This is a genomic window from Vreelandella titanicae BH1 (genome assembly GCF_000336575.1).
Taxonomy (GTDB): domain Bacteria; phylum Pseudomonadota; class Gammaproteobacteria; order Pseudomonadales; family Halomonadaceae; genus Vreelandella; species Vreelandella titanicae.
This window is the reverse complement of sequence record NZ_AOPO01000016.1, coordinates 58,438-73,187: the sequence shown is the minus strand read 5'-3', so window position 1 is coordinate 73,187 and position 14,750 is coordinate 58,438. Positions and strand designations below refer to the sequence as shown.

The window sequence follows — 14,750 nt, the reverse complement described above, 5'->3', positions numbered from 1 at the left end:
TAGGCTTACTCCCCTTCACTCAAGCTTTCCACGCGAATACGCGTGACGGGGCCCGCAATATCGGCCATGGATTCGATTTCGCGAATCGCTGCGTTCATCTGCTTCTCTTTAGTACGGTGTGTGAGCAGAATGATCGGCACCAGCTCGCCTTCGGTCGCCTCTTTCTGAATCAGTGCCTCGATCGAGATGCCCTGCTCAGATAGAATCGTGGCCACCCGCGCCAACACGCCGGGGCGATCCACCGCCAGCAGGCGCAGGTAGTAGGCCGTGATGATATCTTCCATCGGCATGATGGGCAGTTGGCTGACATCTTCGTCGATGCCGCTAAACGCCAGGTACGGCACCCGGTAGCGGTGCTCGGTGGAGATATCCCGCGCCACGTCGAGTAAATCGGCCACCACCGCTGATGCAGTCGGCTCGGCGCCGGCGCCAGCGCCGTAGTAGAGCGTCGGCCCTACCGCGTCGCCCATTACTGCAATAGCATTTTTTACGCCATGAACATTGGCCAGCAGGCGCTCTTTAGGAATCAGCGTGGGGTGAACCCGCAGTTCCAGGCCTTGATCGGTACGCTTGGAGATACCCAGGTGCTTGATCACGTAGCCAAGGTTGTCGGCTTGCTCGACGTCTTCCGCAGTAATCCGTGAAATGCCTTCGGTGAAGGCTTTCTCGAACTGCAGCGGCACGCCGTAGGCAATCGAGGCCAAAATCGTCAGTTTGTGTGCCGCATCGATACCTTCCACGTCAAAGGTGGGGTCAGATTCGGCGTAGCCTAGCGCTTGAGCTTCCGCGAGCACGTCCTCAAAGGCGCGGCCTTCATCGCGCATATGGGTAAGAATATAGTTGCCGGTGCCGTTGATAATCCCCGCTACCCATTCAATGCGGTTGGCACCCAAGCCTTCGCGCAGCGATTTGATCACCGGGATGCCGCCTGCGACTGCAGCTTCGAATGCTACGATGACGCCCTTTTCGTGAGCGGCTTTGAAGATTTCGTTGCCGTGCACTGCAATCAGCGCCTTGTTGGCGGTGACCACGTGCTTGCCGTTTTCAATGGCGGTGAGCACCAGCTCGCGGGCGATATCGTAACCGCCAACGAGCTCCACCAGGACATCCACATTGGGGTTGGTCGCGACTTCAAACACATCGGAGGTGGCATTGATGCCGGTAATATCGCAGTCAGGATGAATACTGCGGTGAGCAACCTGCTCAATCACAATAGGGCGGCCAGCACGACGCGCAATATCATCAGCGTTGCGAGTCAATACGTTAAAGGTGCCGCCACCGACAGTACCTAGACCACAAATACCTACTCTTACCGGTTTCAAAATACTTCCCCTTTCGTGTTGTGCACCTGGTGGTGCTGGCCTTAATTACGGTTTTGAATTCGATCTTAAAGACCGTGCCTCAGCGCTTTGTATTATCTTTCAATGTGACGTCATTCGTCATCTAAGCCTAACATGGCAAAGAGCCGCTCGGGGGGCACAAAGCCCGGCACCAGTTGCCCATTGGGCAAAATAATTGCTGGCGTGCCCTGTACACCCAGCGCCTTACCCAGATCATACTGCCCCGCCACAGGATTGTCGCAGTCTGCTGCGCTGGAAATAGTCTCGCCCTCTTTGGCTTGAGTCATCGCTTCACTGCGATTATCCGAGCACCACACCTGCTGCAGCATGGTGGCAGCCTGGCTGCCCATACCCGCACGGGGAAAGGCCATATAGTGAATGGCGATACCACGCTCATTCAACTCCGGAATGGTGTCGTGTAACCGCGCGCAATAGGGGCAAGTAGGATCGGTAAATACCGTCACTGTTGCTTTCGGTTCTTCGGCACCGCGGAAGATCACTAGCTCACTCTCAGGTACTGCCGCTAGCGCATCTGCACGCTCTTGGTTCTGCTCTTGCTCGGTTAAGTTGACCAACCCGTCGGGTGCATTTTCATATAGGTCACCGACCAGGAAGTGGCTGCCGTCTGCATTGGAGTAGAAAGATTCGCCGTTCTCCAACCGCACGTGATAAACGCCATCCATAGGCGTTTCGGTGACCACTTCCACGGGCATCGACTGGCCATTGACGCTAAGTGATTCAGCCAAACGATCTGCCACGTCGTCAGCCTGTGCAGCGGAAGGTAGCAGGCTGGCAGTTAGCAAACACGCCAGCATCGAGGAAGGTGTCAGTAAAGGTAGTGTTACAAAACGGCGTTGACGCATCATCAATTCAACCTCGTGGGTGATGTTCAGCATGTAGGCTTTCCAAGCGCGCCTGGGCTACATGGGTATAAATTTGGGTCGTCGACAGATCGCTATGACCCAGCAGCAGCTGTACGACCCGCAAATTGGCCCCATGATTCAATAAATGGGTGGCAAATGCATGGCGAAGCGTATGGGGCGACAGTGGGCGGGTAATCCCTGCCGTTATGGCATGCACCTTAATCCGGTGCCAAAACGTTTGCCGGGTCATCGCTTTGTCACCCCGCCCAGGAAACAGCGCAGGGCGTGTTGGGTCGCTCATCAGCGCCAACCGTGCAGTCTGCATATAGTGCGCCAGCCAATCTGCGGCCTCTTCTCCCATGGGAACCAAGCGGTCTTTATCGCCTTTACCACGCACCCTAACCACGTTTTGGCGCAGATTGACCGCATCACCAGTGAGCCCTACCAGCTCTGATACCCGCAAGCCGCAGGCGTACAGCAGCTCCAGCATGGCACGGTCACGAACCCCCAAAGGAGTCTCCGTATCCGGCGCTAAGAGTAGGCGCTCAACTTCGTCCTCTTCCAAGGTATTAGGCAAGCCGGGTATGACCCGCGGTAGTTTGATATCAGTCAGTGGGTCACTTTCCACTTGGTTGTTTAAACGCCCCCAACGGTAGAAGCTGCGCAGCGTCGACAGCAGCCGGGCATTACTGCGCAGTTGATAGCCTTCCTCCCGGCGACTGGCCAGCCACTCACTGAGGCGCTCCGGCGGCGGCGCCAGAAGGGCTTCACCGTGGCTCTCCAGGTGGCTCTGCCAGGCGGTTAAATCACGCCGATAGGCGGCTAACGTATGATCGCTGGCGCCCTGCTCAAGCCAGAGAGCATCTAAAAATGCATCGATAACGCTCATACGTTAGTCACCTCAAACCGCTTTTGTTGAGCGGATAAACAAAACCCCGCCCCGCAAAGCGGTGACGGGGTCTTGGTATCCGGGCGCGACGCCTGTTCGAGAACAGCGTGCGCCCGAGGAGCAGTGGCGTTTAAGCCAGCTTTTCCTTGATACGTGCAGAACGACCACTGCGCTCGCGCAGGTAGTAAAGCTTGGCTTGACGCACGTCACCGCGACGCTTGACTTCGATAGAGTCAACTAGCGGGCTGTAGGTCTGGAAGGTACGCTCAACGCCAACGCCGTGAGAAATTTTACGCACGGTGAAAGCGGAGTTCAGGCCACGGTTACGCTTACCGATGACTACACCTTCAAACGCCTGCAGACGCTCGCGAGTACCTTCTTTTACTTTTACCTGAACGACAATGGTGTCGCCGGGGGCAAAGGGAGGAATTTCTTTGCCCATTTGCTCAGATTCGATCGCCTGGATCACTTTGCTTTTACTGCTCATCATCATACTCCTGAATAACGTGTTGGCTTGACCGCTCAATCATGGGTGGCGGAAGCCGTGATCCCGGCGCTCGAAACGAGCTACGCGGGAGTCGTTATGGGTGACACAGGTGCGCATACGCCCTGCACCGCCGCTCTGGCCTACTCAGTTTTAGCTGACAGAGCGTGTTCCTCGATAAACTCGTTCAACAGCTTACGCTGTTCGGCATCTAACGGCCGCCCTTCCAGCAGATCTGGGCGACGCTGCCATGTACGCCCGAGTGACTGCTTTAACCGCCAGCGCTTGATGGCTGCATGATTACCACTTAACAGCACATCCGGCACTTGGCGCCCGTCGATGACTTCTGGACGGGTATAGTGCGGGCAGTCTAACAGGCCGTCATTAAACGAGTCTTCGATAGCGGAATCCTGATGACCCAGTACACCGGGAATCAGCCTTGCCGCTGCATCAATCAGCACCATCGCTGGCAGCTCACCGCCGCTCAACACATAGTCGCCAATCGACCACTCTTCATCGATGTCACTCTCCACCACGCGTTCATCAATGCCTTCATAGCGCCCTGCCACGACCACTAAAGGCCCGGCGGAAGCCAGTGCTTGAACGCCCTGCTGATCCAGCTTACGCCCCTGGGGCGAGAGGTAGATCACCGTCGGCACTAAGCCGGTGGCTTTCTGCGCCCGTTCCCGGGCGGCAAAGATCGCTGCGCGCAGGGTGTCGACTTTCATCAACATGCCTGGACCACCACCATAGGGGCGGTCATCGACGCTGCGGTGGCGGTCAGTGGCATAATCCCGCGGGTTCCAAAACTCCAGTGCAATACGCTGTTTTTCTACCGCTCTGCCGACCACACCCTGTTGCGTGAGCGCGTCGAACATCTCAGGAAACAACGACACTACACCAATCCACATTGCAGGCACTGCTGCTTCGCTCGCCGTTTCCGGCGCGCTGCCACTATCCAACTCGGTTGAGTCGGTAGATGCATCATTGCTTAAACTGTTCATAAGTTTGGTCAAAACTCAGGATCCCAATCGACGACCATACGGCCCTCTTGGGAACTGATTTCGATAATGACGTCGTCTGGCAAAAATGGCAGCAGTCGCTCGCGCTTGTCGATTGACTCTGAATCGCCGCGAACCACCATGACATCGTTGGCGCCGGTTTCAAACAGGTAGCTTACCCGTCCTAGCCGTTCGCCGGCCTGAGTGAAGACCGCCATGCCTTCAAGCTCATGCCAATAATACTCATCGTCGGAAAGCTCAGGCAGCGCCTCTTTGGGCATCAAGATATCCGTTTGGGCTAATGCTTCCGCCGCACTACGGTCATCGACCCCTTCAAGCTGCACTACAAGTCCTTTGCCCTGCCGACGTCCCTGAACAATGCTTATGCGCTTAAGAGTTTCACCCTGGCGCACCCACCATTCTGGGTAGTCTAGAATGCTGTCCATCGGGCTAGTGTAGGAATACACCTTGAGCCAACCTTTCACCCCATAAGGGCTAGTCAGTTTGCCTAGCACCACATGCGTGTCGTCAGTTTGGCTTATTTCAAAACGCGTCATCGACGACCTCAGCTACCCAGCAGCACTCATACGTTCTTAAACAACAAGTCCCACAAGCAGGCTTAAGCCTGTTTGCGTGCTTCTTTGACCAGCTCAGCAACACGACCAGACAGCTGGGCGCCTTGGCTCTGCCAGTGAACAACGCGTTCTAGGTCAACGCGCAGACGCTCTTCCTGACCACGGGCAACCGGGTTGAAGAAGCCGATACGCTCGATGAAACGACCGTCGCGAGCGTTACGCGAGTCGGTAACGGTCAGGTGGTAAAAGGGACGCTTCTTGGCGCCACCACGGGCCAAACGAATGGTAACCATACGATAACTATCCTTCGGTTGAGGTTACGAGAGTGTGTTTATAGCGCTAACCGCTATCGGAACACTCGTCGTGCTGTTTTCTTGGCGCTAAACTGGCACACGACCACATAAAGCGGCTTGCATGACCTTTTTTAACACCATTAAGGCCTTCATTGAGCGCTGCTACTGCTACGTTTTGACGTATTTGGGCAGCACCCACGCATGAAGAGGCCGCATTCTACGCAAATGCGCCCGGCTTGGAAAGCCTGACAGCCAGAAAACTGATAGGTCGTCAACCTCACCAAGCGCATCAGTACGTTACTATTGGCGTCTTAGCGCCGCGGCAATCCACCGGGGCCTCCCATTCCGCCGGGCCCACCCGGGCCGCCGCCGCCCATCATGCCGGACATGCCACGCATCATTTTCTGCATGCCGCCCTTCTGGCCCGCTTTCTTCATCATTTTCTGCATCTGCTTATGCTGCTTAAGCAGACGATTCAGGTCGGGCACTTGCAGGCCTGCACCGGCGGCAATGCGGCGCTTGCGCGAGCCGTTGATAATATCGGGCTTGCGGCGCTCTTTAGGCGTCATGGAGTTAATCAGCGCCTCCAGCTTACCTAGCTCTTTCTCGGGGCCGGGGCCTTGGGCCATTTCAGCCATCTGCCCCATGCCGGGCAGCTTGCCCATTAGGCCGCCCATACCGCCCATTTTCTTGAGCTGCTGAAGTTGGTCGCGAAAATCTTCTAAATCAAAGCCATCGCCTTTCTTGACCTTTTTGGCCAGCTTCTCGGCTTTGGATTTATCGACGGTGCGCTCGGCTTCCTCGATCAGCGACAGCATGTCGCCCATCCCCAGGATTCGCGAGGCGACTCGGTCTGGGTGGAACGGCTCCAGGGCGTCGACTTTTTCACCGACACCCATAAATTTGATCGGTTTACCGGTAATGTGACGTACTGATAGCGCCGCACCGCCGCGAGCATCACCGTCCGCTTTGGTCAGAATCACACCGGTTAGCGGCAGCGCTTCGCTGAACGCCTTGGCGGTATTAGCAGCGTCCTGGCCGGTCATGGCGTCGACGACAAACAGCGTTTCCTGAGGCGAGACCGCTTTATGCAGTGCCTGGATCTCCGCCATCATGGCTTCATCAATCGCCAGTCGACCGGCGGTATCAATCAGCACCACATCGTGAAACTGGATCTTGGCGTGCTTGATGGCCGCTTCGGCAATCGCCACCGGCTGCTGGTCAGAGCGCGAGGGGAAGAAGTCCACTTCGACTTCTTTGGCCAGGGTTTCGAGCTGATCGATCGCTGCCGGGCGATAAACGTCGGCAGACACTACCAAGACCTTCTTCTTCTCGCGTTCGCGCAGGTAGCGGGCCAGTTTGGCCACAGAGGTGGTTTTACCCGCACCCTGTAGGCCGGCCATCAATACAACGGCGGGGGAACCCTTGAGCACAAAGCCGTCGTTGGCTTCGCCCATAATCGCTTCCAGCTCTTGCTGGACGATTTTGACGAACTGCTGGCCTGGCGACAGGCTTTTAGATACTTCCTGCCCGACCGCCCGCTCGCGCACGCGCTCAATAAACTCCTTGATGACCGGCAGTGCTACGTCGGCCTCAAGCAGTGCGCGGCGTACTTCGCGCAGGGTATCTTTAATATTGTCGTCGGTCAGGCGAGCCTGACCCTTGATCGACTTTAACGTCTGGGAAAGACGCTCACTTAGATTCTGGAACATGGGGCCTCTCTGCCTCCGTCACTGCCGTCGGCGCGCACGCCCTGGACTCATTAGTAAAAAGATTATACGCGCTCATGCTTTGAGTCTCCATGGGCGAGTGCCAGCGATCCTGCCTGGGCAAGCTGACGCAAGGGCGCTGTTAACCCATCCATGGGCGCTACTTTCGCCATCCATGGCGAAAGACCCTTGCTTACAGCTTTCCCTGGCATTCCTGCATACTTACTCCGAGTCTTTAACTATTTTCATGCGTTTACCCCGCTGGGCGACGCCGCTTGGATTAGTTATAGTAGTTGGATAGATTCTCGTCGTAATCACACTTAATTCGTTTATTTATTCACCGCAACGCGCTGCAAGGCGCACGGATAGCATCATGCAGGCGCTACCTTTCGCCACGATTGCTTTTGTTCTTTATGTTGCCGCTGCCATTTGGCAAGGCATGACGCTGTTCCGGCGTGTGCCGCCTCGCCAGGGCATGGTGCGCCTGCTCGCTGTGCTGGGCTTACTGCTGCACATTCCTGTGGTGGTCAAATTAGTCGGCCAATCCCCTGGCCTACTGCCCGGCTTTACCACCAGCGCCACATTGCTGATGGCGGTTGCGGTCAACGTCGTGCTAGTTGCCAGCCTGTTTAAACCGGTGCTTAACGCCGGGATTGCACTCTTCCCGCTGGCGGGTATTGCACTACTCGCCGCCACGTGGCTGCCGAATCAGGGCGGCCATACCGGGCTTACACCGGGCATTTTATTGCATGCGATAAGTTCAGCGCTGGCGTTTGCCGTGCTGGCGATTGCCGCCGTCCAAGCGGTGCTGGTCGGCCTACAGAACCAGGCGCTGCGCCACCATCATATTCGCGGCATTGTGCAGTCGCTGCCACCGCTGACCACGATGGAACGGGTACTGTTCGAGCTGGTGTGGGCGGGCATTATCCTACTGACGCTCTCCATCGCTAGCGGGCTTATTTTCCTGGACAATTTCTTTGCCCAGCACTTGGCACACAAAACCGTACTCTCGCTACTGGCCTGGATAATCTTCACGACCCTGTTGGTTGGTCGTTATCGCTTTGGTTGGCGCGGCATGCGTGCCGTGCGCTGGACACTGGGCGGTTGCGGCCTGCTGGTGCTGGCCTACTTTGGCAGTAAGTTCGTACTTGAGGTTGTACTCAATCGATAGCGGCTCAACCGCTACCGCGGGCGTTACCACGCCTTTGGTTGTCTTGACACACTACTCGCTACCTTCTACAAATCGAGCCTAATCCGCCACAAAGGACTTTTCGACTTGAGCGACGACTTCCCCCTGGGGTTACTGTTCGGCCTGCTAGCCTTACTGATACTGCTTTCTGCGTTTTTCTCCAGCTCTGAAACCGGCATGATGTCGATTAACCGCTACCGCTTGAGCCATCAAGCCAACAGCGGTGACCGCAGAGCCAAACGGGTCATGCGCCTGCTCACCCGCCCAGACCGCCTGATTGGCGTTATCCTGATCGGCAACAACTTCGTCAACAACCTGGCGGCCTCAATTGCGACCATTATCGCCATTCACTTCTTCGGCGACGTATCTGGGCCTGCAATCTCTACTGCTCTGTTGACCATCACGATTCTTATTTTTGCCGAAGTAACGCCGAAGACCTACGCCGCGATTAAACCCGAGCGGATCGCCTACCCGACCTCCTACGCCCTTGAGCCGCTGCTAAAGCTGCTTTACCCGCTCGTATGGCTGGTTAACGTGATGTCTAACGGCTTGCTCCGGTTGGTGGGCGTTAAAAGCGTTGATAACGGGGGCGATAGCCTGACCCGTGATGAGCTGCGCACGGTGGTTCACGAAGCGGGCACGCTGATCCCCTACCGCCACCGGGCAATGCTGCTATCTATTCTCGATCTTGAGAACGTCACCGTGAACGACATCATGGTGCCACGCCACGAAGTGCTGGGTATCGACCTGGATGATTCGCTCGAAGATATTTTGACCCAGATTCGCACCAGCCAGCATACCCGGCTACCGGTTTATAAAGGTGATATCAATAATATTATCGGCATGCTGCATCTGCGCAACGCGGCACGCTTTCTCTCCCGGGACGAAGTTACCAAGGCATCGATTGTTCAAGAAGCACGGGAGCCCTACTTTATTCCCGAGTCCACACCGCTGCATACCCAACTGCTCAACTTTCAAAAGCAGAAACGGCGCATCGGCATTGTGGTGGATGAGTACGGCGACGTAGAGGGCTTGGTCACCCTGGAAGATATTCTAGAAGAGATCGTGGGCGAGTTCACCACCGATGTCTCTGAAGATGAAGAGATTCACCAGCAGGACGATGGCAGCCATGTGATTGAAGGCACCGCCAATATTCGTGAGATTAACAAGATGCTCGGCTGGCAGCTGCCTACCGATGGCCCCAAAACGCTCAACGGGTTAATTCTTGAGCACCTTGAAGCTTTCCCAGAAGGCCCAGCATGCCTACAGATCGGCAATATGCGCATGGAGATTCTGGAGATCCGCGATAATCTCATTACCTCAGCACGCTGCTGGCAAAAGCTGCGGGCGCCACGCCGCTAATCAATGATAAGCGAGTTAATGGCGGTTGGCCAGATCCTGGTCAGCCGCCGCTTTTAGCGCCCTAACCCGCGCTTCGAGAAACCGCCGCAGCGCTATGTCATCGGCGTCCAGACGGTTGAGCGGGGGCCCAAAGTGCAGGCTCACCGGCGCCCGAAAACGCTTAGGGCACTTCTTTAGCGCCTTGCCATCATGGTGAGATGTCCACGACCCCCACAAGCCTGCTAACCCTGCCGGAACCACCGGCACATCGTCCCTGGCGAGAATAGCCTCTAGGCCACGCCGAAAGGCGTGAATTTCGCCATCAGGGGTCAATCGCCCTTCAGGAAAGACCATCACGACCTGCCCCTGGCGCAGCGCTGAGCTCACGTCATCCAGAGCGCGTCTCAGGGCGCCGGGGCTGCGTCGTTCAGACTCAATAGGGATTGCGCCAACCAGCTGAAACCACCATTTAAGCCAAGGCGAGTCAAAAATCGGTTGATCCATCACAAAGCGCAGCGGTCGGGGGCTAGCACCACCTAACACCAAGGCATCCATAAAACTGACGTGGTTACACACCACCAGCGCGGCCCCCTGCTTAGGGATATGCTCACGCCCATGCACCTGCAGCCGGTAGCAGAGGCGCATTGAGACAAAGATCAGCCAGCGCAGCGCCTGACGAGCCGCATTGACCCACCCACTCACGTCGCCGCCTCACGATGGCGTAGGCCCGCCAGAATGGTACTCATCAGTTGATCCAGCAGCTCATCTACTTTTAATTGCTGACCCTGCCAATAGCCCAATCGCTCATTAAGCCCTAGCTGAACTAAACCATGCACGCTGCCCCACAGCGTGCGCCCCAAACGGCGGGCTTCGAGATCATCCAGCGCTGGCTGGTAGGATTTAAGCGACGCTTCTACTTGGGTAAACAGCGCTTCGATCAAATCGCTCTGACGCTGATCAAGCTCGCCTTCTTGGGCCAGCGGGTAATCAAACAGCAGTTGCCAGCGGTAACAATCCTGCTCGGCGAACCGCCAGTAGGCACGCGCCAGCGAACGTAGCCATGGCTCAGGGTCATCGTCGATCAGGCTGGTAATGGTGTGCTGTAAACGCGCCAAGGTTTCCACATTGACGTGCTGCAATAAATTATTGAAGCTGCCATATAGCTTCAATAGGGTGCTGGGGGCACAGCCGACCTCTCTGGCCAGGGCACGCAGTGAGAGACCATGGACTGGCTGCTCAGCCAACCACTCATCACAAGCGTGCATGACCTGCGCATGGAGGGCATCGGGCGCATGCTGTCTAGGACGGGCCATGGCAATCTCTTAAGGTCAACGGCAAACAAGAAGGAAGCCTCACTGCGCTTTAGCGGGAGCAAGGGATAAGATAGGATACCTTACATCGAACACTGTTTTCGACACTAAAACGCTACATTTCGTGCTTTATTGCGCGCAGTCCCCCGCCATCCAGGTACACTTCCACGACGATTCTGCTTAAGGAGATAGCTAATGACGGGGCGATTGCATGTGCAAAATTTACCGCTGACCCGCTTATTGCCAACGCTAGCCACTCCTGAACCGTTGATTGAGTCGCCTAACCTAGCGCCTCGTAGGCCAATTTCCGCTATTCGCATAGAGCAGGGGCAGTACCGGCTCTCGTCACTTTTCTGGGGCCTGACGCCGCCCTGGCTGGAGGTGCTGGATCACGCCCCCCACTGCGCACGGGCAGAAACCCTTGAATCACGGGCGATGTTTCGCGATGCCTTTAGCGCGCGCCGCTGCGTTATCCCGGTGAGCGGTTTCTATGTATGGAAAACCCAGCCCCGCAGCAAGCAACCCTATTTAGTGACCCAGGTATCCCGGGCGCCGTTGCTATTGGGCGCACTATGGTGCCGCTACCACACCACGTTAACGGCGTTTACCGACTCTGCCGCACTGATCACCGTGCCCGCCAACCTGTTGTTATCGCCGTTAACCGACCGCCTGCCGGTCACTATACCCAGCCATGCGTTATCCGCCTGGCTCAACCCAGACACCGATACCGAAACGCTTAATTCACTGCTAGCACCCGCACCATTGGAACTGTTGGGCGCTTTTCCGGTATCTAAACATGTCAATAATCCCGCCTACCAGTCACCGGCCTGTGCCCATCCTACCGGGTCGATGCTGCGTTGGGCTGTGTCACAGGAGCTGTAATGTTGCGATCCACTTGCATAACCCGCTGGCGTGTTTTCCCACAGTGCGCAGTGATTGGCGTTATCGCCAGCATCGCGTTAACACCACTGGCCTTCGCGGCCACCGATGACGCCGTTGCCGACGCCATTGCTGACACAGTCACCCCGATCATTAGCCCCTATGACAGCCGCGACTACCGGGTTTTGACGCTCGAGAACGGCCTCAATGTGCTGCTGGTCAGCGACCCGGAGGCAGACAAGGCGGCAGCGTCGATGAATGTGCGAGTAGGCAGCGCCCAAGATCCTGATGACCTTAAGGGGTTAGCACACTTTCTAGAGCATATGCTGTTTTTAGGCACCGAGCCCTACCCGGAATCTGATGCCTACCAGCGCTATATTTCCAATAACGCGGGCTCTCACAACGCCTTCACCGCGCAGCAGGATACCAATTACTTCTTTGATATTGAGCCATCGGCGCTGCCGGGCGCGCTTGACCGTTTCAGCGAATTTTTCCTCTCGCCGCTGTTTAACGCCGACCACCTGGAGAGCGAACGCAATATCGTTCACTCGGAGTACATGGCGCGTATTCGTGATGAGTCCCGTCGCGAAAACGATGTGCTCAACCAACTGCTCAACCCTGACAACCCCACCACCGGATTTGCCGTGGGTAGCCGGGAAACCTTAGCCAGCCCGCCTGAAGGCGAGGCAACGCTACGCGAGCGGGTGATCGATTTCTATCACCAGCATTACGACGCCAATGTAATGAACCTGGCGATTGTGGCACCACAGCCGTTGGATCAGTTGGAGGAGTGGGTAGCCGAGCGCTTTGCCGATATTCCCGACAACGACTTAAGCGTGCCGACGATTGACGCGCCGCTGGTTGATTCAGACACGCTACCCCGCTATATCGAGCGCCAGTCGCTGCAGGATCGTCGTCAATTACGCTTCTACTTCCCAGTACCCGACCCCACTGAGGACTACCGTACAAAGCCGACCCAGGTAATCGCCCACCTGCTTGGCGATGAAGGTGAAGGTAGCCTGTTAGCGGTACTGCGCGATGCAGGACTGGCCGATGGGCTTTCCGCCGGTGTGGGGCGCGGCGATGGCAACGAAGCACTATTCACTATTTCCATCAGTCTGACGCCCGCAGGCGCCGAACGCTTGGACGATATTGAAGCCACCCTGTTTGCCGCCATTGATCAACTGCGTAATGATGCCCTCGCCGAATGGCGCTACGAAGAGCAGGCAAAACTCAATGAGCAGGCCTTCCGCTTTCAGCAGTATGGCGCCCCACAGCAGGAAGCCACTCGCCTTTCAATGAGCCTATCTCGCTACCCGGTAGAGGACGTGCAGTACGCGGCCTACCGTATGGATGGCCCCGATGCAGAGCGCCAGCAGGTTTATCTTGACGCGCTAACGCCGGATAACATGCTGCGCTTCTACTCAGCACCGGATATCGAAAGCGACACTGTCTCCCCTTGGTTCAATACCCAATGGGACGAGCAAGTACCCGAACAGCCGGGCCAACCCCTGAGCGGTTTGGCACTCCCGGGGCCCAACCCCTTTATCGCCAGTGACCTGACGCTGTTGGAAGGCCAGGATGAGCGCCCCAGCCTGCTGGTCGAAACACCATCGTTTACCGCTTGGCACATGCAGGATGAGCGCTTTAATACTCCCACAGTTGAGTGGCGGGTCAGTCTGCAAAGCCCCACCGCCAGCTACTCCGCCCATGAAGCAGTGCTCACTCGGCTACTCGCCAGCTGGCTTAACGACAGTTTGAATGAATCCCTCTACCCAGCGTGGTTGGCAGGGCAGTCGTTTAGCGCTTATCCCCACGCCAGGGGCATGACACTATCGTTCTCAGGCTGGCGTGATGGCCAAACCCCGCTGATTGAACAAGCGCTTGAGCAATTAGCGCACGCAGAAATTACCGACAGCGCTTTCGAGCGGGTGCGTTATCAGCTGCAGCGCGAGTGGCGCAATGCGCCCCAAGCATCGCTCTACGGTCAAGCTAGCCGCACGCTGGGCGAAGCCCTACTCACACCACAATGGTCTACCGCTGAACTTCTCGCCGCCAGCGAGCGCTTTGACAGTGGTCACCTGGAAGATTTTCGCCAGCGCTTTCTAGATAACCTGTACGTCGATGCCATGGCGGTGGGCAACCTGGACGCTGACCTGGCGCGTGAACAAACACAGCTGATGCGTGCCAGGCTAAAACCGCGGTTAAACCGCGACGATATTGCTAACCTCACCCCGCTTGCAGCAAGTGATGAGCACAGCGTGCTGCACCCTCACAGCTCTCGGGATGAGTCCTTGGTTCTGCGCTATCTGCAAGGCCGCGATCAGACGCCAGAGGAACAAGCCACCACCGCGGTGATCGCCCAGTGGCTGGAAACACCGTTCTACCAGCAACTGCGCACCGAGCAGCAGCTCGGCTACATCGTCAACGCCGGCTATTCGCCGCTGCTCGAAGCGCCAGGGGTTGCCCTTATGGTGCAATCACCCGACGTGGATAGCGGCACCATCGCCGAACGCATGGATGTGTTTCTTGATGAGGCTAACCAGCGCCTTGAACAACTCAGCGACGCTGACTTAGCGCCTTATCGCCAGGCTGTTCACGACCAGTTACGCCAGCGCGATACCAGCCTTGCGGGCATGGCCAACCGCTATTGGCAAGCCACCGCGTTGGAAGATGTGCGCTTTGATCGCCGCGACCAACTGGCCGAACTAGTGCTGAACGTTAGCCTTGAGGATATTAAGGCCCTATGGCCATCGTTGCGCGAGCACACCCTGGATATACGCTTTAATCCGGGCGACGAACCCAGCGATGTCAGCGATTATCGTGAAGAGCGCTCACCCCTGCCCAAAGTGCGTGATGACAATGCGTAAAGAGAAC

Annotated in this window: 14 protein-coding genes; 4 read left to right on the top strand and 10 right to left on the bottom strand. The window is 56.8% G+C overall.

The window, feature by feature from the left end; translation table 11 throughout:
- Positions 1-5 precede the first annotated feature (5 nt).
- The 8 genes from HALTITAN_RS20855 to ffh form a co-directional block, all read right to left on the bottom strand.
- Entirely contained in the window at positions 6-1,322 is a 1,317-nt protein-coding gene (locus HALTITAN_RS20855; protein WP_009288268.1) for a homoserine dehydrogenase, read from the bottom strand.
- A 110-nt stretch (positions 1,323-1,432) separates the two neighbouring features.
- A complete protein-coding gene (locus tag HALTITAN_RS20850; RefSeq protein WP_039860374.1) occupies positions 1,433-2,236 on the bottom strand; it encodes a DsbC family protein in 804 nt (267 codons plus the stop codon).
- Positions 2,211-3,092 carry a site-specific tyrosine recombinase XerD gene (gene xerD / locus HALTITAN_RS20845; protein WP_009288267.1) on the bottom strand — a complete coding sequence of 294 codons (882 nt, stop codon included), beginning with the start codon at positions 3,090-3,092 and terminating at the stop codon, positions 2,211-2,213. Before xerD ends, HALTITAN_RS20850 begins: the two co-directional genes overlap by 26 nt.
- Positions 3,093-3,222: 130 nt before the next feature.
- On the bottom strand, positions 3,223-3,579 hold the full coding sequence (gene rplS, locus HALTITAN_RS20840; RefSeq protein WP_027957738.1) for a 50S ribosomal protein L19: 357 nt from the start codon (positions 3,577-3,579) through the stop codon (positions 3,223-3,225).
- A gap of 140 nt (positions 3,580-3,719) precedes the next feature.
- A complete protein-coding gene (trmD, locus tag HALTITAN_RS20835) occupies positions 3,720-4,487 on the bottom strand; it encodes a tRNA (guanosine(37)-N1)-methyltransferase TrmD (protein ID WP_027957737.1) in 768 nt (255 codons plus the stop codon).
- 101 nt (positions 4,488-4,588) lie between these two features.
- Positions 4,589-5,134: a ribosome maturation factor RimM gene (rimM, locus tag HALTITAN_RS20830; protein WP_009288266.1), complete on the bottom strand. Its 546-nt coding sequence runs from the start codon at positions 5,132-5,134 to the stop codon at positions 4,589-4,591.
- A 62-nt stretch (positions 5,135-5,196) separates the two neighbouring features.
- A complete protein-coding gene (gene rpsP, locus HALTITAN_RS20825) occupies positions 5,197-5,445 on the bottom strand; it encodes a 30S ribosomal protein S16 (RefSeq protein WP_039860370.1) in 249 nt (82 codons plus the stop codon).
- Between the two features lie 311 nt (positions 5,446-5,756).
- A complete protein-coding gene (ffh, locus tag HALTITAN_RS20820) occupies positions 5,757-7,157 on the bottom strand; it encodes a signal recognition particle protein (RefSeq protein WP_009288265.1) in 1,401 nt (466 codons plus the stop codon).
- A 370-nt stretch (positions 7,158-7,527) separates the two neighbouring features.
- Here ffh and HALTITAN_RS20815 point away from each other — a divergent pair, with 370 nt between their 5' ends.
- Together HALTITAN_RS20815 and HALTITAN_RS20810 are read left to right on the top strand one after the other, a co-directional pair.
- The gene (locus HALTITAN_RS20815; protein ID WP_009288264.1) at positions 7,528-8,325 is read left to right on the top strand and encodes a cytochrome C assembly family protein; all 798 of its coding nucleotides are present in this window, start codon (positions 7,528-7,530) and stop codon (positions 8,323-8,325) included.
- 105 nt (positions 8,326-8,430) lie between these two features.
- Positions 8,431-9,705 (top strand): HlyC/CorC family transporter, encoded by a 1,275-nt coding sequence (locus HALTITAN_RS20810; protein WP_009288263.1) that lies wholly within the window; start codon positions 8,431-8,433, stop codon positions 9,703-9,705.
- A gap of 15 nt (positions 9,706-9,720) precedes the next feature.
- Here HALTITAN_RS20810 and HALTITAN_RS20805 read toward each other — a convergent pair whose 3' ends face one another.
- Positions 9,721-10,329 carry a 1-acyl-sn-glycerol-3-phosphate acyltransferase gene (locus HALTITAN_RS20805; RefSeq protein WP_217920682.1) on the bottom strand — a complete coding sequence of 203 codons (609 nt, stop codon included), beginning with the start codon at positions 10,327-10,329 and terminating at the stop codon, positions 9,721-9,723.
- 53 nt (positions 10,330-10,382) lie between these two features.
- A complete protein-coding gene (locus tag HALTITAN_RS20800) occupies positions 10,383-10,997 on the bottom strand; it encodes a TetR/AcrR family transcriptional regulator (RefSeq protein WP_027957733.1) in 615 nt (204 codons plus the stop codon).
- Between the two features lie 192 nt (positions 10,998-11,189).
- Here HALTITAN_RS20800 and HALTITAN_RS20795 point away from each other — a divergent pair, with 192 nt between their 5' ends.
- A complete protein-coding gene (locus HALTITAN_RS20795; RefSeq protein WP_009288261.1) occupies positions 11,190-11,876 on the top strand; it encodes an SOS response-associated peptidase in 687 nt (228 codons plus the stop codon).
- A complete protein-coding gene (locus HALTITAN_RS20790; RefSeq protein WP_027965460.1) occupies positions 11,876-14,743 on the top strand; it encodes an insulinase family protein in 2,868 nt (955 codons plus the stop codon). The genes HALTITAN_RS20795 and HALTITAN_RS20790 overlap by 1 nt, the downstream gene beginning before the upstream one ends.
- Positions 14,744-14,750 lie beyond the last annotated feature (7 nt).

Bases quoted from the DNA above. Each gene is read 5' to 3' on its own strand.
- trmD (WP_027957737.1), bottom strand. From the start codon at position 4,487: ATGTGGATTGGTGTAGTGTCGTTGTTTCCTGAGATGTTCGACGCGCTC.
- HALTITAN_RS20850 (WP_039860374.1), bottom strand. From the start codon at position 2,236: ATGCTGAACATCACCCACGAGGTTGAATTGATGATGCGTCAACGCCGT.
- rpsP (WP_039860370.1), bottom strand. From the start codon at position 5,445: ATGGTTACCATTCGTTTGGCCCGTGGTGGCGCCAAGAAGCGTCCCTTT.
- rplS (WP_027957738.1), bottom strand. From the start codon at position 3,579: ATGAGCAGTAAAAGCAAAGTGATCCAGGCGATCGAATCTGAGCAAATG.
- ffh (WP_009288265.1), bottom strand. From the start codon at position 7,157: ATGTTCCAGAATCTAAGTGAGCGTCTTTCCCAGACGTTAAAGTCGATC.
- rimM (WP_009288266.1), bottom strand. From the start codon at position 5,134: ATGACGCGTTTTGAAATAAGCCAAACTGACGACACGCATGTGGTGCTA.
- HALTITAN_RS20815 (WP_009288264.1), top strand. From the start codon at position 7,528: ATGCAGGCGCTACCTTTCGCCACGATTGCTTTTGTTCTTTATGTTGCC.
- HALTITAN_RS20800 (WP_027957733.1), bottom strand. From the start codon at position 10,997: ATGGCCCGTCCTAGACAGCATGCGCCCGATGCCCTCCATGCGCAGGTC.
- HALTITAN_RS20795 (WP_009288261.1), top strand. From the start codon at position 11,190: ATGACGGGGCGATTGCATGTGCAAAATTTACCGCTGACCCGCTTATTG.
- HALTITAN_RS20805 (WP_217920682.1), bottom strand. From the start codon at position 10,329: ATGCGCCTCTGCTACCGGCTGCAGGTGCATGGGCGTGAGCATATCCCT.
- HALTITAN_RS20790 (WP_027965460.1), top strand. From the start codon at position 11,876: ATGTTGCGATCCACTTGCATAACCCGCTGGCGTGTTTTCCCACAGTGC.
- xerD (WP_009288267.1), bottom strand. From the start codon at position 3,092: ATGAGCGTTATCGATGCATTTTTAGATGCTCTCTGGCTTGAGCAGGGC.